The following is an 18,973-nucleotide window of genomic DNA, read 5'->3' on the forward strand; positions in this document are numbered from 1 at the left end:
GTTTTATGAGGTTATTACTTCTTGTTTGACTATTTCTTTTTGCACATGAACAGGCACAGCACTATAATTTTCAAATTCTGACGTGTAAGTTGCCCTACCTTGCGTTAATGAACGTAATTGAGATGAGAAATCAGTTAATTCTGCACTTGGGATATTACATTTTAACTGCTGGTAATGTGCTTCAGATTCTATGCCTTGAATAATTGCGCGTCTGCTTTGTAGTTCGGTCATAACGTTACCAATCATTTCTTCAGGAACGCGTAAGGTCATTTTTTCAATAGGCTCCAATAATTTTGGTTTGGCATTTAAAAAGGCTTCCTTAAATGCATGGGAACCAGCTATTTTAAACGATATATCATTTGAATCTACTGGATGCATCTTGCCGTCGTAGACCATAACACGCACGTCTCTAATAAATGAATCAGTTAATGGTCCAGATTCCATGACCTCTAAAATACCTTTCATAATAGATGGTAAATACCTTTGATCTATAACACCACCCACTATACAGTTGTAAAACACCAGCTTTCCACCCCATGGTAAGTTTACTTCTTCCTTACCACGCAGCGAAAACCCTTCAGGGTCTGGCATACCTTCATAATACGGGTCTATCTTTAAATGAACCTGACCAAATTGACCAGAACCACCGCTTTGCTTTTTGTGTCTATAATTAGCTGTGGCACTACGCTGAATAGTTTCTCTGTAAGATATTTTAGGTGTTTCGAATCGGGCTTTCACATCGTATATATTTTCTAAAATCCAGATTAGTGTAGCTAAATGTAATTCACCTTGAGTACCGACTAATGTTTGGTGTGTTTCCTTATTGTACTTGACATCTACTGTTAAATCCTGACTATGAATGCGTTTTAAGGCATCACTTAACTTTTCGTCTTCGGTATTACTCTCTGCAAACACAGCCTTTACCAAACGTGGTTGCGGAAATTTAATTGGTCTAATAATACCTGCACTTTCAGATTGGGCTAATGTATCATTGGTATTAGTGAACTTTAATTTAGTAGTTGCACCAATATCTCCAACGGTTAGTTTTTGAACGGCATGCTTTTGCTTGCCATCCATGATATATAATTGATTAAGCGTTTCTAAATCGCCTGTCCGTGCATTATACAACTTATCGTTAACGTTTATCTCGCCAGACATGACTTTAAAAAATGTAATTTGGCCTAAATTAGGCTGATAAACGGTTTTAAAAACAAACAATGCTGTTTCAGCTTCTTTTGTAGGGTTTAATATTTTTCCATCTCGTGTCTGTTCGGGTTTTAAATCGGCTGCAGCAGGAGCTACATTATCAATAAAGCCCATTAAACGACCTGTTCCCATGTCGTTTAATGCCGAAACGCAAAATACTGGGAATACGTCGTGGTTAAGCATTCCTAACTTAATGCCTTTACGCAGTTCATCTTCATTAAGAGTTCCCTTATCAAAATACAGCTCCATAAGTTCCTCATCGTTTTCAGCTGCTTTTTCAACCAATTCGTTATGCAATTTATTGGCATAGTCTAATTGATCTTCTGGAATAGCTAATTTTTCGGGCTTCCCTCCTTCGGGTTTAAACTTATAGCATTTCATCTTAAGAACATCAATAATGCATTGTGCGCCATCTATCTTAATTGGGTATTGAATGAGCACAGCATTATTTCCCACGAGTTCTTTTAAGCTATTAACGCTCATGTCGTAATCGGCCTTTTCACTATCAATTTTATTAATAACAAATAATGTAGGTTTGTGGTAGCGATCTACATAGTTCCAAATTATTTCTGTACCAATGTCTGCACCATGCTTTGCATTAATAACTGTAACAATGGTATCTGCCACACGAATGGAAGACATAATTTCTCCAATAAAATCGTCTAGGCCTGGTGTATCTATAATATTGATTTTATAGTTGCGCCATTCTGTATGCAAAGGGGTAGCAAAAATAGAAGCACCGCGTTGGTGCTCAAATTCATGGTAATCGGAAACTGTGTTTTGCTGCTCTACAGTGCCTCTTCTGTTTATTAGACCAGCCTCAAAGAGCATGGTTTCAGACAGGGTTGTTTTTCCTGAGCGATGTGTACCTACGAAGGCCACATTTTTGATGTGCTTATCGTCAAATACTTTCATAAGTTGTATGTTTTAATTAAGAAAATTGGTGTGTAGTTTTAATGGTAATAAAGATATTGATTGTCTGAACCATAAAACATGACATAAGTTAGGTTTTTTATTTTTTAAATGCAAAAAGGGCTGATTATATTTAATTAATAATCAGCCCTTTAAAAAAACTACAACTAAAACCTATTTACTTTCTGAAGTTAAATTCGGTAAAACAATATCGTATTCAGCTACATAAATATCTCCTTTTTTGGGTGTTTTAAGGATGTTGTTTATGCCTTTTTTATTTAATTTTTTACGACAAGCCTTTGTTAAAAAGGGATCATCATCAAATAACCATGCGTTTAATGCGTATTCTGGTTTACCAGCTTCCTTAATTTCAGCATGAATTATACGCTTTTCGCGACTATGGGGATAAGAACCAGGTACAAATGTGTAGAAGGTATACTTGCCGTCTGCATCTGTTTTAATCCAACCTCTATTATAAACATAGCGTTTATCGTCTTTGGTTTTCATATCAAAATAACCATCTTGGTCTTGATGCCAAATAAACAGAATAACATCTTTTGCAGGTGTTAGACCATCACTTTTATAAATGGTTCCCGTTATTTTAAGTTTGTTTTCCTGCGTTTCGTAAGTAGGTATGGTATCTACATTGCTTAATGTAGTGACATCATAATCATAGATTGGGCTTCTATGTAAATAATCGAAAGGCACTTCTTCTAAAACATTAGAAGCTGCATCTTGTGCACTCAACTGATGAAAAACTATTGAAACAAACAGGCAGACTAAAAGTAGGATTATTTTTTTCATGGAGCTTAACTTTTATAATTCCCTCAAAATTAAGCGCTTCAATAGGTTTGAACCTAAAAAATCATGTGAACTTAAAAATATTACGACAAAAGGAATTTAGTTGTAAAAATCTTCGATGAATGACTATTATAATTTAAAGTAAACCAATAATTTAAACTAGGAAGAAGGTGTTAAAATGTTAATTTTTACTATTCTAACAATACATTAACACACTTTATCGTTTATTTTTTTAATTTCGTCGATTGAAAATTTAAAAATCGACACATCATCAATCAATATAGAATAAGATTAATAGCAAATGAAATCACTTTTTTTTAGCCTACTTATAGTTGGTTCAGTACTAACAAGTTTTGCCCAAAGTAGCCCTGAGTTTAAAAAAGCAGATAAATTATTAGAACTTTTTGAGGATATTGAAAATCAGCAATTTTCTCAAGAAGTACAATCCGAAGATCAGTTATCAGCATTTGACATTACTGCTAAAAACTGGGATACTGAACACGTAAAGATTGATTACGATACTAAAGCAACGTTCCCTTTACAGATTACTTTCCAAGACTCTAATTATGTTTCACCTATTGGAAGAGACAAAGTTATTACCTCTCGCTTTGGTTGGCGTTGGGGTCGCGCACACAGAGGTATTGATATTGACTTGATAACAGGCGACAGTCTTTTTGCTATGTTTGATGGTATTGTACGCTTTGCCAACTATAGTTCAGGACATGGACGCACTGTTGTTGTAAGACATTACAATGGTGTTGAAACCCTATATGCGCATTTATCTAGTTATGGCGTAAAAGCTAACGATACTGTAAAGGCAGGTGATTTTCTGGGTAAAGGTGGTCGTTCGGGTAATGCTCGTGGTAGCCATTTGCATTTAGAGATGACCTACAATGGTGTTCATATCAATCCGGAATACCTCTTAAAGTTTGATAACAATAACGATGTCAATGCATCAGAATTATGGGTAACCAAAAAATGGACACGTCCAGAATTACACAGTAGTCGTCGCCAAAGTAAACTGGAACTGTTGACTACCGAAGAAGAACTGGAAGCCTACCTTGAAAAGCCTACAGAAGTTTATGTTGTACGCAAAGGTGATACGTTATCTAGAATATCTGCACGAAATAATGTGAGTATCGCTGCTCTATGCAAATCAAACCACATTCGTAGAAATTCTACATTACGTATTGGGCAAAAGTTGGTTATTGAAAAAACACTTTAGTTGTTTTAATAGTATTTTTTACGTAACCAAAAGGCCACACGTACTAACAAGATTAAAGCGGGAACTTCAATTAATGGTCCTACCACTCCTGCAAATGCTTGCCCCGAGTTTAAACCAAAAACAGCAATAGCAACAGCAATGGCTAATTCAAAGTTATTACCGGCTGCTGTAAAAGCGATAGCTGCATTTTTATCGTAAGGTGCACCCATTGCTTTACTAACTCCAAAGCCAATTAAAAACATAATAACAAAATAAATAATCAGTGGTATTGCTATAATGACGATATCCATTGGAATCCCTACAATTAGTTCACCCTTAAGTGAAAACATAACGATTATAGTAAATAATAAGGCTACCAAGGTCAGTGGCGAAATGGTTGGTATAAAAGTTTCAGTATACCACTGCTCTCCTTTTACACGAACTAAAATCAATCTACTTAAAATGCCCATCAAAAATGGTATTCCCAAATAAATGGCCACACTTTCAGCAACTGTAGTAATTGAAATATCTACAATAGCTCCGTCAAACCCAAAGTAAGGAGGTAATACCGTTATAAATAGCCAAGCATAAAAACTATAAGCAAATACTTGAAAAATGCTATTTAAGGCCACTAAACCCGCTCCATATTCACTACTACCTTCTGCAAGATCATTCCAAACTAAAACCATTGCAATACATCTGGCCAAGCCTATTAAAATTAACCCAACCATGTATTCTGGATAATCCTGCAAAAATATTAAGGCTAAAACAAACATAAGCACAGGGCCAATAATCCAGTTTAATATCAAAGAAATGGATAATGTTTTGGTATCAGAAAATACTTTAGGTAATAAAGCGTAATTGACTTTAGCCAGAGGTGGATACATCATTAAAATTAAGCCAATGGCAATGGGAATATTGGTTGCTCCACTGCTTAAAGCATTAATCTTGTTTGGGATTGAGGGCATAAAATAACCCAAACCAACTCCAAAAGCCATAGCAAGAAAAATCCAAAGCGTTAAATATTGGTTTAGAAATCCTAATCTTTTTTGCTGTGTCATTTCATTTTTATTTTAGAGAATATGGCATGCAATTCGGTTGCTATTTGCAAACTACGTTCTTTATATTTTTCTACTTGTTCCGGTGTTCCATCAAATAGTTTTGGATCATCAAATGTCAATGGTATTCTAACATCGGCAGTTGGAATAAACGGACAGTCGGCATCTGCTTCAGAACAGGTTAAAACTGCTGCAAAATCTGATGATGGATTAAAGTCATCAAAATATGTTTTTGAAAACCCAATAATTGGCTGCCTATTGGGACTGTATTTAATAGCATAAACAGGGTTTGCTCCTTCAGTAAGTGTTTGAAAAATGAACCCTTGATCTTGCAAAGTTTGGGCTGTCATAGGAAACATGGCAGTAGCCTCTGTACCTCCTGAATAGCAATTAACATTTGGGATACCGAAATACGAAGCCATGGTTTGAGCCCATATTTGTGACAAGTGACTACGCCTTGAATTGTGAGTACATATAAAGTTAAGGTTTACCTCTTCATTATTATCAACCTTTGTTTGAATATATGTAATGAGTTGGTTATGTACATCTGTTCTATTGGAGCGCATGGTTGACAGATCTAAACGCTCTATATTATCTTTAATTTTTTGATATATCATTTTTGTTTTCTTTAAATTCCTACTACTTGACTACGTTTTTCCATTATAATATTGTCATACCAAATGCCACGCAATTGTCCTATGCGCTGACGGTAACCTATGGTACGAAAGCCACACTTTTCATGCATCTTAATACTTGCAGTATTATCACTAAATATGCCAGATTGAAGCGTCCAAATTCCGTTTAATTCACTTTCATGAATTAATTTTTTAAGAAGCATAGTTCCAACACCTTTTTGTTGAAAGTTTTCAGACACATAAACACTAACTTCTGCTACCCCAGAATAAACTTTTCGTTTTGAAACAGCACTTAAAGCGGCCCAGCCAGCAATATGGCCTTGAGCTACTAGAGCTAATCGAGCAAAGGGTAAATATTTGGAGTCCCACTGAAACCAATTAGGAATTTGTGTTTCAAAAGTAGCTAAACCAGTATTAATGCCATACTCATAAATTTGAGCGACTTCAGGGTAATTTTCTTTATTGATAATTGAAAATGTCATGCTTTCCAATTAGGAGCAACCTGAATCTGGTGTGCAACAGCTTTCAACTTCTTGTTTTAAATCTGACAGAGCAACTTTTGCTTTAGAAACCGGAATACCGCAGTTATCTTTTGCCAGACAATCGGTTTTTTTTGTTGTCAACAAGAAATTAATCCCATCAAAATCCAATCCGTATTTTCCAATGGTATCGCCTTGATACTCTACTTCTATTTCTAAATCTGGTAATTCCAATACGCGCTCTGAAAGTTCTATAATATGTATTAGTTTTTCAGGATGTAGTCTGTGATTATAATCATTGGCTTCCCACAATTGAAAACTTATGACCTCTTCTTTTCTAACCGTTCCACCACAATCAATAAAGTTCTTATCTATTTTGCCTATTTCAGTAACGTGAAAATGACTCGCCACCAATTCACCATTTGGCAATTGAAAACCAATGGTTTTTAAATCTTTTAAATGATTTTTAATTTCTGATAGTTTCATAATAATAATTTTATATGTGTTTAACAGCAGTCACCTGCTCTATTTACTTTTTGAGTAAAAAAGGCTTGGAATAGTGTTTCAATTTCTGACCAAGTTTCTTGGTCTATACAATAACAAACACTTGTTCCTTCGATGTTGCCCTTAATGATTTTCATATTTTTCAACTCTTTCAAGTGCTGTGAAATAGTAGGTTGAGCTAAACCAATTTCGTTTACCAAATCACCACAAATACAGGTGTTAGACTTAAACAACTGTTGCAGTATGGCTACCCTAGCAGGATGCCCAATGGCTTTTGCCAATGACGCTATCCTGTTTTGTTGTTCTGTAAATATTTCTTTCTTAGTAATACCCATCTTTAATTTATTTATTGCAATATTACGATTATAATTTAATATCTTCAAAGAATATTATTAGAAATAATAAATAAAAGTTAAAATTTCTTTATTAATAGTATTACTATTATATTTGCACCATATGTTATTTTATATGAAAAATTTATTATCAAATATTAAAATTGTCGTTCCAGAAAAGATCTATATTAAGGATCCAGAAACATCTGACCTAGGTAAGCGCATAATTGAATATAGTATTAAATTAATAGATGAAGTTGGTTTTGATCATTTTACGTTCAAGAAATTAGGAGTAGAAATTAAATCCAATGAAAGTTCAATTTATCGTTACTTTGAAAGTAAGCATAAACTCCTACTCTATTTATCGTCATGGTATTGGGCTTGGATAGAATACCAATTAGCATTTGAAACCCATAATATTACAGACCTAAAAGAAAAACTAGAAAAAGCAATAGAAATAGTAACCAGAAGTGTTAGTGAAGATTCTAACTATACCCATATAAATGAAGTTACATTACACAGAATTATTGTAAATGAAAACTCAAAATCGTTTTTAACGAAGGAAGTTGATCAGGAAAACAAGGATGGTTACTTTATTGTTTACAAGCGCGTAATTAGTAGGCTTAATGATATTATTTTAGAGATTAATCCTAACTATGAATATTCATTAAGTTTAGCTAGTACTATTACCGAAGGTGCTCTACATCAGCATTTTTTAAAAGATCATTTTAAGACTTTGACAAATTGTAATGATCAAAGAACACCTACAACCTTTTTTACCAAACTTATTTTAGACACCTTACAAAAATAGTTATGAGCAATGATAAATTAACACCTTGGCATCGTTTTTTGGGTTTATTACAACTCGAGAAAAAAGATATTTTTCAAATATTTTACTATGCTATTTTTTCTGGAATAGTGTCACTTTCCCTTCCATTGGGAATTCAGGCTATTATTAATCTTATACAAGGTGCCCAAGTGTCTACCTCATGGATTGTTTTGGTCATATTAGTCACTCTGGGCGTGGTTTTTTCAGGAGCACTTCAGGTTATGCAACTGCGCATAATTGAAACCGTTCAGCAGCGTATTTTTACTCGAGCTTCCTTTGAGTTTAGCTATCGGTTTCCAAAGATTAGAATGAGTGAACTTCGAAATTATTATCCGCCAGAGCTCGCCAATCGGTTTTTTGATACGTTAACCATTCAAAAGGGGTTGTCCAAAATATTAATAGATGTCCCTACTGCTCTATTGCAAATAGTTTTTGCTTTAATACTGTTATCATTTTACCACCCATTTTTCATTGTCTTTGGATTGGCTTTACTATTGCTTGTTTATGTCGTATTTAAGTTTACTGCCAGACGTGGTTTGGAAACCAGTTTGGAAGAATCACGACACAAATACATGGTTGCGCATTGGATACAGGAAGTCGCACGAACTATTGTAAGTTTCAAACTTTCTGGCAATACCAATTTGGCTGTTACTAAAAACGATGCTTACGTTTCTGATTATTTAAAAGCTCGAGAAAGTCATTTTAGGATATTGATTATTCAGTTTTTACAAATGATAAGTTTTAAGGTGGTTATTACTGCAGGTCTCTTGCTAATTGGTGGTGCTTTGGTTTTGAATCAGGAAATGAACATCGGTCAGTTTGTTGCAGCAGAAATTATTATTCTTTTGGTAATAGCTTCTGTTGAAAAATTAATATTAGGACTTGAACCTTTTTACGATATCCTTACATCTATTGAGAAATTAGGGCAAGTTGTAGACAAGAAATTAGAATCTCAAGACGGTGAAATGCCAGATTTCAATAATAAATTGGATATCGAACTTAATGATGTAACATATAGTGTTAAAAACCGTGAAAAGGCTATTTTAAAAAATATTAGTTTACATATACCGAGTAAGAGCAGAATTGTAGTTAGAGGCGAAAGTAGCTCTGGTAAATCTAGTTTGTTACGATTAATTTCTGGAGTTATTAAACCAACAAGCGGACAAGTTATTGTTAATAACCATGCACTAAAAAGCATCAACCTCAATCATTATCGATCGCATTTAGGCATGTCGCTTTCTGAAGAAACCCCTTTCATTGGTACTATAAGAGAAAACATCACTTTTGGAAACCCTAATATTTCTGATGATGCTATTTACCAAGCGCTAGAGAATGTTGGGCTTTCTGAATTTATAAAGGAACAAGAGGATGGATTGCAAACCATTTTGCACCCAGAAGGTAGACAAATGTCATACACCACTTCCAAGAAAATAATACTGGCTAGAGCTATAGTCATGCAACCACAGGTTCTAATTTTGGAAGATCCGTTAGACCAATTTAGTGTTGAAGAAACTACAAAAATTATTAACTATTTAACTAGTGACCAACATCCTTGGACCTTGATTGTGGTGAGTAGAAATAGAGAATGGGAAACTAAATGTCACAAGTCTATAGAACTTGTTAATGGTGAAATTAAAAAATAATAACAACGTGTTATGCTAAACATTTCTAATAATAAACTGCACAAAATAATTCCACTAACAGATTTTAAATCTGGCAAAATGGTATTTAACAAGAGCTATTATAAGGTGCTCAATAAGTTTTTATTGGCATTTGCAATAATCATCATTATCATCCTCTTTTTGCCTTGGACCCAAAACATAACTGGTCAGGGGCAAGTTACCACTTTAAAACCCAATCAACGACCACAAACCATTCAATCGCAAATACCTGGTAGAATTGAGGAATGGTTTGTACAAGAGGGTGATTTCGTTAATAAAGGTGATACCATTTTGAGAATCTCTGAAATTAAAAGTGAGTATTTTGATGACCAATTGGTAGAGCGAACAGGTGACCAAATTACGGCCAAAACGTCGTCTGTTTCTGCCTACAAAGGAAAGGTGGAAGCTTTAAACAATCAAATTATCGCTTTACAGCAAGAACGCCAATTAAAACTTAAACAAGCCGAAAACAAGCTTTTACAATCCAGACTCAAGGTAAAAAGTGACAGTATAGACTTTGAAGCGGCTAAAACCAATATAGACATTGCAGAACGGCAATACAACCGTACCGTCACGCTTCAAGAAGAAGGATTGAAAGCTGTTAAAGATGTTGAAGAAAAACGATTGAAGCTTCAAGAGAATCAAGCGAAGCTGATTTCACAAGAAAATAAATTATTGGCCAGTATTAACGAAGTTATTAATGCCGAAGTAGAAATAGGTCGTATTCGTGCTGAATATTCCGATAAAATCTCGAAAGCACAAAGTGATATGTATACGGCTCAATCCAATCAATTTGATGCAACTGCTCAAGTAACAAAGCTGGAAAACGAATATACCAATTATCAGAAACGAAATAATTTACGCTTTGTAACTGCGCCTCAAAGTGGTTTTATTAATAAAGCGCTGCAAGGTGGTATTGGTGTAACCTTCAAGGAAGGTGAAGCCTTGGTTGGCATTATGCCTTCACAATTTGAACTAGCAGTTGAAACTTATGTTAGACCTATAGATTTACCTTTACTACATATAGGTGAAAAAGTTCGGGTGCAATTTGACGGTTGGCCAGCCATTGTGTTTAGCGGTTGGCCGAATGTTTCCTATGGAACCTATGGTGCTAAAGTTGTGGCTATTGAAAATTTTATTAGCGATAATGGTCGTTACCGCGTGTTATTAGCTCCAGATGAGACAGATTACGAGTGGCCTGAAGCCATTCGCGTTGGTTCAGGTGCTAGAACTATTGCATTATTGAATGATGTTCCTATTTGGTATGAGGTTTGGAGACAGCTAAACAGCTTCCCTCCTGACTATTACTCTCCCCAAATAAAAGAATCTAAAGACAAAAAGAAATAAATCCATGAAACAGATTGTATTTAGTATTTTCTTATGTTTTAGTTTGAATATATCTGCACAACAGCCCGTTGATTCGATATTGACATTGTCAGAATATTTGGGTTATGTAAAAGCTTTTCATCCTATCGTAAAGCAAGCCAATTTAATTGTAAACGAAAGTGAATTAAAACTATTAAAGTCTCGTGGAGCCTTCGACCCCAAAATTGAAGTAGATTATGATCGGAAGAAATTTAAGAATACAGAGTATTATGATAAACTGAACGCCACTTTTAAGATTCCTACGTGGTATGGTGTAGAATTCAAAGGAAATTTTGAAGAAAATGAAGGTGTTTATTTAAACCCTGAAGCTACATTACCAGATGATGGACTATATAGTGTTGGTGTTTCCATAGATATTGCCAAAGGGTTGATAATGAATGAACGCATGAATATGCTTAAGCAGGCGAAATTGTTTGTTAAACAAGCCGAAATGGATAGGCAATTACTGGTCAATGATATACTATTTCAAGCATCTGTAACATATTTCAATTGGTTAAAAGCTTATAACGAAAAACAAGTTTTTGATGACTTTGTTGAAAACGCTTCGTTTCGATTTAATGGCGTTAAAAAAAGCTATGAGGTTGGTGAGCGTGCTGCCATAGATACAACCGAAGCTAGAATAGCACTTAACGATAGGCGCCTAAATCTTGAAAAAGCACGCATCAATTACATAAAAGCAAGCCTTGATTTATCAAACTACCTTTGGCTGGACAACAATGTACCTATTGAATTACAGGATAATATTACACCTGATGTAAATACACGTGTGCAAATTGATGCTGTATTAAGCACTTCGGAGTTTGATATGGCTACATTTAATATTGACACACATCCTAAAATGTTATCATTAAACTATAAATATGAAGGTTTGGATATTGAGAGACGCTTTGCTTCCAATAATTTATTACCTAGAGTGAATCTTGAATACAATTTTTTATCTGAAACACCAGAGATTATTAATTCCTTTAACACAGCAAATTATAAAAGCGGTTTAAATATTAGTATGCCATTGTTTTTGAGAAAGGAACGTGCCGCTATAAAACTTGCAAATCTTAAAATGCAGGATACTGAATTTGAAATTGAAGCTACTAAAGTGACGCTTAAAAATAAAATTTCAGCCATAGATCAGGAACTTGATTCATTTCAAGTGCAAAATGTATATAATAATGATATAGTTACCGATTATGAAAAACTACTTTCTGCAGAAGAGCGCAAATTCTTTTTAGGTGAAAGCTCCATTTTCCTCGTTAATAGCCGTGAATCTAAATTAATTGATGCCAAATTGAAAGCCATAAATTTGGAATATAAATTCTTTGAAACTAAAGCCAAATTATTTAACGTGCTATCGACTTTGCCCTTCTAAAAAAGTAGTTGTTATACATCTGTTATTTTAGTAAAAACTGTTATTTTGCAGCTTTCAGAATCTAATCTTTTTAATGAAAGTTTGTATAGCAGAAAAGCCTAGTGTGGCCAGAGAAATTGCCAATGTTTTAGGAGCAAAAACTAAATACGATGGTTATTTTGAAGGTAATGGCTACGCAGTAACATACACTTTTGGACATTTATGTACGCTTAAAGAACCTAATGACTACAAACCACATTGGAAGCGTTGGGATTTGAACAACTTACCCATGTTGCCTGAAAAATTTGAAACTAAAATTGCAGGTGATTCTGGAATAAAAAAACAGTTTAACATAGTAAAATCACTCTTCGAAAAAGCCGATGTTGTCATTAATTGTGGTGATGCTGGCCAAGAAGGAGAACTTATACAGCGTTGGGTACTTAACCAAGCCAATTATAAGGGAAAGGTGCAGCGCTTGTGGATTTCATCTTTAACTACTGAAGCCATAAAAGAAGGTTTTGATAATTTAAAATCTTCTGAAAACTACAACAATCTATATTATGCTGGATTCTCTCGTGCCATTGGAGATTGGCTGTTAGGTATGAATGCCACACGATTATATACGCTTAAACATGGTGGCTACAAACAAGTATTATCCATTGGACGTGTACAAACACCAACCTTGGCTATGGTGGTGAATCGGTTTAAGGACATTGAAAATTTTACGCCACAACCCTATTGGGAGTTACAGACATTGTATCGTGATACTTTATTTGCGTATGAAGATGGGCGATTTACTAAAATGGAAGAAGGTCAAACTTTAGCTGATAAAGTCAAGGAAGAAAATTTCGAAATTATATCTATAACCAAAAAGAAAGGTAAGGAATATGCTCCAAAATTATTCGATTTAACAGGATTACAAGTTTATTGTAATACCAAGTTTGGGTTTTCAGCTGAAGAGACCTTAAAGATAGTTCAACGTTTATATGAAATGAAAGTGGTTACCTATCCAAGGGTTGATACCACATTTTTACCTAATGACATATATCCAAAAGTCCCAGGTATTTTACAGAAGCTAACTCATTATAGTAATTTGATTCAACCACTTTTGGGTAAAAAAATCAAGAAGTCCAGCAAAGTCTTTAACGATAAAAAAGTAACCGATCACCATGCCATTATCCCTACTGGTATGCAAACCAGTTTGCAATACAATCAGCAACAGGTGTATGATATTATTGTAAAACGTTTAATTGCTGTATTTTACGATGACTGTTCGGTTTCCAATACAACAGTAATTGGAAAAGCTGCCGACGTAAATTTTAAAGCAACTGGAAAGGAAATACTTGAAAAAGGATGGCGCATTGTTTTTGAAACTGAAAACACAACAAAAAAAGAATCTGGGATTCTACCTACATTTATCAAAGGTGAAGAAGGCCCACATGAGCCTTCGTTTCTAGAAAAGCAAACCAAACCACCAAATCAATTTACGGAAGCCTCTCTCCTACGTGCCATGGAAACGGCAGGTAAACAAGTTGATGATGATGAACTTCGTGATTTAATGAAAGAAAATGGTATTGGACGACCATCAACACGAGCCAATATTATTGAAACCCTATTCAGGCGAAAATATATCAAGAGGAATAAAAAACAAATCTTGCCAACGGTAACAGGCATTCAGTTAATTGACACCATACAAAATGACCTTTTAAAATCTGCTGAACTAACAGGAACTTGGGAAAAGCAATTAAAGGATATAGAAAAAGGGACCTATAGCGCCAGTGAATTTATTAGAAACATGAAGCAAATGGTTGACGATTTGGTCTATGAAGTTCGTAGTGAAACCAAACGCGCCAATATTACGCATATTAATAATAAGGCTAAAATCTCCAATTCAAAATCAACTCAAAAAACCACAAAAGAATTAGCTGGAAAATCCTGCCCAAAATGTAAACAAGGTATTATTTTAAAAGGGAAAAAGGCTTATGGCTGTTCAGCATATAAAACGGGCTGTAACTTTGTACTTCCATTTAAATATAAAGAAAAACGCATATCTGAAAAACAATTTATTAGATTATTGGATAAAGGATCTACTGTAAACCTTAAAGGCTTTAAAACAGATTCAGGAGCCGTTGAAGGCTTATTGCGTTTTGATGATAATTTCAACTTAAAGCTAGAGCTCAAAAAGGCAGAACACCGTATACCTGATAAAATCTCCTGTCCAAAATGTAAAAAAGGCACTGTTATAAAAGGCAAAACAGCCTATGGTTGTTCTGAATATAACATGGGTTGTGATTTTGTTTTTTCTTTTGAGACCATTAAGCAGTTTGCCAATGGAAAAAAGCTAACCAAAGAATTGGTCTACGATATAATTTCTAAACCCATAAAGTAAAATGTGATAAATGTCATTTTTATGACAAGACTCACGTTGTAAATTTACAGTCAGTTAATTACAAAATCTATCGATATGATTAATCAATTTCTTGCAATGTCTAATTGGAATAATGGCGTAATCATGATTGCCATTTTTGCCCTAGTATGTCTTGTTTTAATTGGAGTACTTGTAAACTTTATGATGGGAGGCAAAAAGAATACTCCTGAAAATGACACGGATTCAGATTAAACTGTAAGCTCTTTAAACTGTATATCCAAAGCCTTTTGTATATCGTGTACTTTCTGTAACTCATTGGGGACTACAAGTGCTATTGATCGTCCTGTTTTACCTGCGCGAGCGGTACGGCCACTTCTATGTGTATAGTATTCCATTTGTTCTGGTAATTGATGGTGAATTACAAAAGCCAAGTTTGTGACATCAATTCCACGTGCTGAAACATCTGTGGAAACCAATATCTTTAGTGACTCATTTTTAAAAGCACGCATCACTTTATCACGTTCTTTTTGTTGCATATCTCCTTCCAAAACATCAACTGCAAAACCTTCATTGTGCAAGGTTTCTGTTAAGTTTTTGGCACCTGCTTTTGTACGACAAAAAATGATGCCGCGTTGTTCATCAAATCGATCTAACAAACCCGTTAGAACACTTGTTTTATCCTTTATAGATGTTTTTATGAATTGATGCGTAATATTGGCATTTACCAAACTGTTTTTATTGACTTCAACCTTTATTGCTTTGGGTGACATATAAGTCTTAATTATACGCTGAATGTCTTCAGGCATAGTAGCAGAAAACAACCATGTGTAACGCTTTCCAGAGGTATACTTTAAAATTTTATTCAAATCGTGTTTAAAACCCATACTTAACATTTCATCGGCTTCATCTAACACCAAAGTTTTAATATTCTTTATATCAATTTCGCCTCGTTCAATAAAATCTAGCAACCTACCAGGTGTGGCCACAACAATATGGGTTGTACGCTGCAATCTTTTAATTTGTCTATCCATCCTTTCGCCACCATAAACACCTTCAGCAAAAATTTTCAAATCACAGTATTTGGTAAATTTAAATAACTGTTTTTGTATTTGTTGTACCAATTCTCTAGTTGGCGCCAAGATTAAAGCCTGAATGTTGGTGTTATCAGGATCAATTTGATGAAGAACAGGCAATCCATAAGCAGCCGTTTTCCCGGTACCGGTTTGAGCCAAACCAATAAAATCGGTTTCAGTAGTTAATAAAGTAGGAATTGTTTCTTCTTGTATTTGTGTTGGCGTTTTAATATTAAGCTCCTTTAAAGCCTTTATAAACTCTTTTTCCACACCTAATTCTGTAAATGAACTCATAATCTTAAAATTGAAATGCAAAGGTATAGTTATTTATAAGCATGGCTCTATTGTATTTCAATTATATTTGCTTTTATACAGCGTAAATCGACATGCACAAAAACAATATCCATAACAAGCCATATGATTTTGATAATTTAATGATGATAAATCCTGAATTAAAGAAACATATGTTTACTAACAATTACAAGAATACAACTATTGACTTTTCGAATTCACATGCTGTTTATGAACTTAACAAAGCTTTGTTGATTTTACATTATAACTTAACGGATTACCAACTGCCAGAAGGTTATTTATGTCCACCCATTCCTGGAAGAGCAGATTATATTCATCATTTAACAGATTTATTGCAAACAAATGATACACCAATAGTTGGATTGGATATTGGTGTTGGTGCTAATTGCATCTATCCTATTCTAGCTGCCCAGATTTACGGTTGGAAAATGGTTGGTAGCGATATTAATCGTGATGCTGTGAATATTGCTCACCATAATTTGAATTTAACAGAAGCTCTTTCAGATTATATTGAAATTCGTCACCAAGATAATCCTGCTTATATTTTTAGAAATATTATTAGGTTTGGTGAGTATTATCATTTTACCATGTGCAATCCACCTTTTCATGCATCGGAAAAGGAAGCTTTAAAAGGCACGCAACGTAAATGGAGTAATTTAACGGGTGAATCTAATTCTGAATTAAATTTTGGTGGGCAAGCTCATGAATTATGGTGCAATGGTGGCGAAGCACTATTTATTAAGCGTATGATAAAGGAAAGTGTACAGTTTAAAGCACAGGTTGGTTGGTTTACAACGTTAGTTTCAAAAGGTGCGCATTTACCAAAACTTCAAAAACAATTACATAAACTAAAAGCAGCTTATAAAGTTATTGATATGACTCAAGGTCAAAAACAATCACGGATTTTAGCCTGGCGTTTTGAAGATCAATCGAATTTATAATATCCACATTTTAAATAAGCTCCTTCAGGAAAACCAATAGGATGATCCGAATCATGTTGGGTTTTTAAATTGACTTTAAAGGGTCGGTTTGTAGCTTTTAAAACCTGTTGATTGATATCAAAAAACGAATCAGCTAAAACACGAGACGAACAAGACGCTAAAACCAAAAGCCCTTTTTTTGCAGTGAGCTTCTCTCCTAGTTTAGCTAATTGTGCGTATTTCTTTTTGGCTAAATGGATTTCAGACTGTTGCTTGGCAAAACTTGGTGGATCAATCACAACCACATCAAAAGTCTGCTTTAATTGAATAAGTTTTTCCATTTCTTCAAACGCATCACCAGCTATAGTAGTATGTTTTCCGGAATAGTCATTGAGTTTTCCATTTTCTACTGCAATCTCCAGAGCCTGTTTACTAATATCCAAACTTGTGACTTCTTTCGCTTGATTGGCCAAGGCATGAACCGAAAAACCGCCTGCATACGAAAACACATCTAAAACAGTTTTGCCTTTGCTCCATTCGCCTACTCGTTTTCTATTGTGTCTATGATCTAAAAAATAACCCGTTTTATGACCTTTAATGACATTAGCTGAAAAATGAACACTATGCTCCACAAACTGAACAGTCTCATTTTCCAATTCACCGTAAATGACTTGACCATCTGAATAATCTATATTGGATTGTTGAAGATTTCTGCTTAACCGTAGTACAACAGTTTCTGCTTTAGAGATATCGATTAAACTTTTAATAATTGGCTTTAAATAAGGAAACCAAATAGCTGAATATAACTTTACAACCAGTACATTGGCATAAACATCGGCTATGAGTCCAGGGAATCCATCATTTTCTCCAAAGAGTAAACGATAACTATTGGTATTGGTTTTTAAAAGGGCTTCCCTTTTTTTAAATGCACTTTGAATAGCCTTGTTAAAAAAGGCATCATCAATTTTTTGCGAGCCGCCATGATGCAGCATTTTTATACGAATGGGTGACGATTTATCATGTAAACCAATACCAATAACCGAATCATCACGTTTTCTAAAGATGATACAAATATCGCCTGTTTGTCCTTCCTTGTTCTGTTTAACAATACTGCTTTCAAAAACCCAAGGATGACCTTGCAATACACTGCGTTCGCCATTAGCATTTAATTTAATTGCTAGTCGTGAAATGAGTTTATTGTATTCTGGGATGTTTAGTTGATTTGACAATTCCAATATATTTTGAATTTATAAATACTTGTTTTCTACAACCTCCCATTCATACATTTCTCCAAATTCAGAAAGTCCTTTCGGTTTGACTTTAATTTCTAAAACCTCAATTTTTTCTCCTTCCAACGAGATATTCCCAGTTTTTGAAATAATCTTATTGTTCAAGAAATCAAATTCATCATTTTCGTAATTTCCACTGGCCGCATGAACATACATGCTTTTTGCACTAACTATTTTGAAATTATTTTTGACCTTTTTAAAAGTATAAGACTGATTGGAACGTGTATATTCATAAAATATAGTCAATAGCCCATCTTCTATTGACAGTTCAGGTTCAATGTAAGTGGCCATACCTCCTTCATCACCTCTAGCGATAAACTTATTGTTTTGAACAATTACTTTTGGTGTATTATCTTCATTGATTAAAACCAAGATTACTCTTGGTTTTTGTTTTAAGATTTTACAGCCAGTACACCTTTTTTCTAGAACGCTATCTTTTGATTCAAGCACCAATGCCAAGTCTTCAAGGTTATCATTATTCAAATCGCCTTTAGCGTTTACAAGAATTTTCCAATCTAAATTATTATTTATTGACTCAAAAGTTTCTCCTATGAAATCAGGATAAATAAAACTGTTGGTTTGTGACAGCCCATTAACAAAAACGAAAGCAAGAAAAAGGTTTAAAACTATTTTTTTCATAAGGATGTAAAAATAAAAAATGC

18 protein-coding genes are annotated in these 18,973 nt (G+C 34.3%); 8 read left to right on the top strand and 10 right to left on the bottom strand.

Annotated elements, in window-relative coordinates; all coding sequences use genetic code 11:
• Positions 1–3 precede the first annotated feature (3 nt).
• Together MTX13_RS12590 and MTX13_RS12595 are read right to left on the bottom strand one after the other, a co-directional pair.
• Positions 4–2,121: an elongation factor G gene (locus tag MTX13_RS12590; RefSeq protein ID WP_250436049.1), complete on the bottom strand. Its 2,118-nt coding sequence runs from the start codon at positions 2,119–2,121 to the stop codon at positions 4–6.
• A gap of 171 nt (positions 2,122–2,292) precedes the next feature.
• Positions 2,293–2,922 carry a dioxygenase family protein gene (locus tag MTX13_RS12595; protein ID WP_250436051.1) on the bottom strand — a complete coding sequence of 210 codons (630 nt, stop codon included), beginning with the start codon at positions 2,920–2,922 and terminating at the stop codon, positions 2,293–2,295.
• A 298-nt stretch (positions 2,923–3,220) separates the two neighbouring features.
• Here MTX13_RS12595 and MTX13_RS12600 point away from each other — a divergent pair, with 298 nt between their 5' ends.
• Entirely contained in the window at positions 3,221–4,144 is a 924-nt protein-coding gene (locus MTX13_RS12600; protein WP_250436053.1) for a peptidoglycan DD-metalloendopeptidase family protein, read from the top strand.
• A 5-nt stretch (positions 4,145–4,149) separates the two neighbouring features.
• Here the strand turns inward: MTX13_RS12600 and arsB are convergent, their stop codons facing one another.
• From arsB to MTX13_RS12625, 5 genes are read right to left on the bottom strand one after another with little or no spacing between them, the layout of a single operon-like run.
• Positions 4,150–5,184 (bottom strand): ACR3 family arsenite efflux transporter, encoded by a 1,035-nt coding sequence (gene arsB, locus MTX13_RS12605; RefSeq protein WP_250436054.1) that lies wholly within the window; start codon positions 5,182–5,184, stop codon positions 4,150–4,152.
• Positions 5,181–5,798 carry an arsenate-mycothiol transferase ArsC gene (locus MTX13_RS12610; protein WP_250436056.1) on the bottom strand — a complete coding sequence of 206 codons (618 nt, stop codon included), beginning with the start codon at positions 5,796–5,798 and terminating at the stop codon, positions 5,181–5,183. Before MTX13_RS12610 ends, arsB begins: the two co-directional genes overlap by 4 nt.
• Positions 5,799–5,809: 11 nt before the next feature.
• Entirely contained in the window at positions 5,810–6,298 is a 489-nt protein-coding gene (locus tag MTX13_RS12615) for a GNAT family N-acetyltransferase (protein ID WP_250436059.1), read from the bottom strand.
• Positions 6,299–6,307: 9 nt separating this feature from the next.
• The gene (locus MTX13_RS12620) at positions 6,308–6,781 is read right to left on the bottom strand and encodes a DUF6428 family protein (protein ID WP_250436061.1); all 474 of its coding nucleotides are present in this window, start codon (positions 6,779–6,781) and stop codon (positions 6,308–6,310) included.
• A 20-nt stretch (positions 6,782–6,801) separates the two neighbouring features.
• Positions 6,802–7,134: an ArsR/SmtB family transcription factor gene (locus tag MTX13_RS12625; protein WP_250436078.1), complete on the bottom strand. Its 333-nt coding sequence runs from the start codon at positions 7,132–7,134 to the stop codon at positions 6,802–6,804.
• 133 nt (positions 7,135–7,267) lie between these two features.
• Between MTX13_RS12625 and MTX13_RS12630 the strand changes: the two genes are divergently transcribed.
• The 6 genes from MTX13_RS12630 (at position 7,268) to MTX13_RS14415 (ending at position 14,969) form a co-directional block, all read left to right on the top strand.
• Entirely contained in the window at positions 7,268–7,942 is a 675-nt protein-coding gene (locus MTX13_RS12630) for a TetR/AcrR family transcriptional regulator (RefSeq protein WP_250436080.1), read from the top strand.
• 2 nt (positions 7,943–7,944) lie between these two features.
• The gene (locus tag MTX13_RS12635; RefSeq protein WP_250436098.1) at positions 7,945–9,603 is read left to right on the top strand and encodes a peptidase domain-containing ABC transporter; all 1,659 of its coding nucleotides are present in this window, start codon (positions 7,945–7,947) and stop codon (positions 9,601–9,603) included.
• A gap of 12 nt (positions 9,604–9,615) precedes the next feature.
• Positions 9,616–10,968 carry an HlyD family secretion protein gene (locus MTX13_RS12640; RefSeq protein ID WP_250436100.1) on the top strand — a complete coding sequence of 451 codons (1,353 nt, stop codon included), beginning with the start codon at positions 9,616–9,618 and terminating at the stop codon, positions 10,966–10,968.
• A gap of 4 nt (positions 10,969–10,972) precedes the next feature.
• The gene (locus tag MTX13_RS12645) at positions 10,973–12,370 is read left to right on the top strand and encodes a TolC family protein (RefSeq protein WP_250436108.1); all 1,398 of its coding nucleotides are present in this window, start codon (positions 10,973–10,975) and stop codon (positions 12,368–12,370) included.
• Positions 12,371–12,443: 73 nt separating this feature from the next.
• The gene (locus MTX13_RS12650) at positions 12,444–14,738 is read left to right on the top strand and encodes a type IA DNA topoisomerase (RefSeq protein ID WP_250436110.1); all 2,295 of its coding nucleotides are present in this window, start codon (positions 12,444–12,446) and stop codon (positions 14,736–14,738) included.
• Positions 14,739–14,834: 96 nt separating this feature from the next.
• On the top strand, positions 14,835–14,969 hold the full coding sequence (locus MTX13_RS14415; protein ID WP_262920489.1) for a hypothetical protein: 135 nt from the start codon (positions 14,835–14,837) through the stop codon (positions 14,967–14,969).
• Here MTX13_RS14415 and MTX13_RS12655 read toward each other — a convergent pair.
• Positions 14,966–16,084 (bottom strand): DEAD/DEAH box helicase, encoded by a 1,119-nt coding sequence (locus MTX13_RS12655; protein ID WP_250436112.1) that lies wholly within the window; start codon positions 16,082–16,084, stop codon positions 14,966–14,968. The two genes, MTX13_RS14415 and MTX13_RS12655, sit on opposite strands and share 4 nt — an antisense overlap.
• A gap of 92 nt (positions 16,085–16,176) precedes the next feature.
• Here MTX13_RS12655 and rlmF point away from each other — a divergent pair, with 92 nt between their 5' ends.
• Positions 16,177–17,043: a 23S rRNA (adenine(1618)-N(6))-methyltransferase RlmF gene (gene rlmF / locus MTX13_RS12660; RefSeq protein ID WP_250436113.1), complete on the top strand. Its 867-nt coding sequence runs from the start codon at positions 16,177–16,179 to the stop codon at positions 17,041–17,043.
• On the opposite strand, the gene MTX13_RS12665 is transcribed toward rlmF, so the two are convergent.
• Together MTX13_RS12665 and MTX13_RS12670 are read right to left on the bottom strand one after the other, a co-directional pair.
• On the bottom strand, positions 17,028–18,251 hold the full coding sequence (locus tag MTX13_RS12665; protein ID WP_317238882.1) for a class I SAM-dependent rRNA methyltransferase: 1,224 nt from the start codon (positions 18,249–18,251) through the stop codon (positions 17,028–17,030). The two genes, rlmF and MTX13_RS12665, sit on opposite strands and share 16 nt — an antisense overlap.
• 18 nt (positions 18,252–18,269) lie before the next feature.
• Positions 18,270–18,950 carry a hypothetical protein gene (locus tag MTX13_RS12670; RefSeq protein WP_250436117.1) on the bottom strand — a complete coding sequence of 227 codons (681 nt, stop codon included), beginning with the start codon at positions 18,948–18,950 and terminating at the stop codon, positions 18,270–18,272.
• Positions 18,951–18,973 lie beyond the last annotated feature (23 nt).

The sequence above is a fragment of the Hanstruepera flava genome (assembly GCF_023634025.1).
GTDB lineage: Bacteria > Bacteroidota > Bacteroidia > Flavobacteriales > Flavobacteriaceae > Hanstruepera > Hanstruepera flava.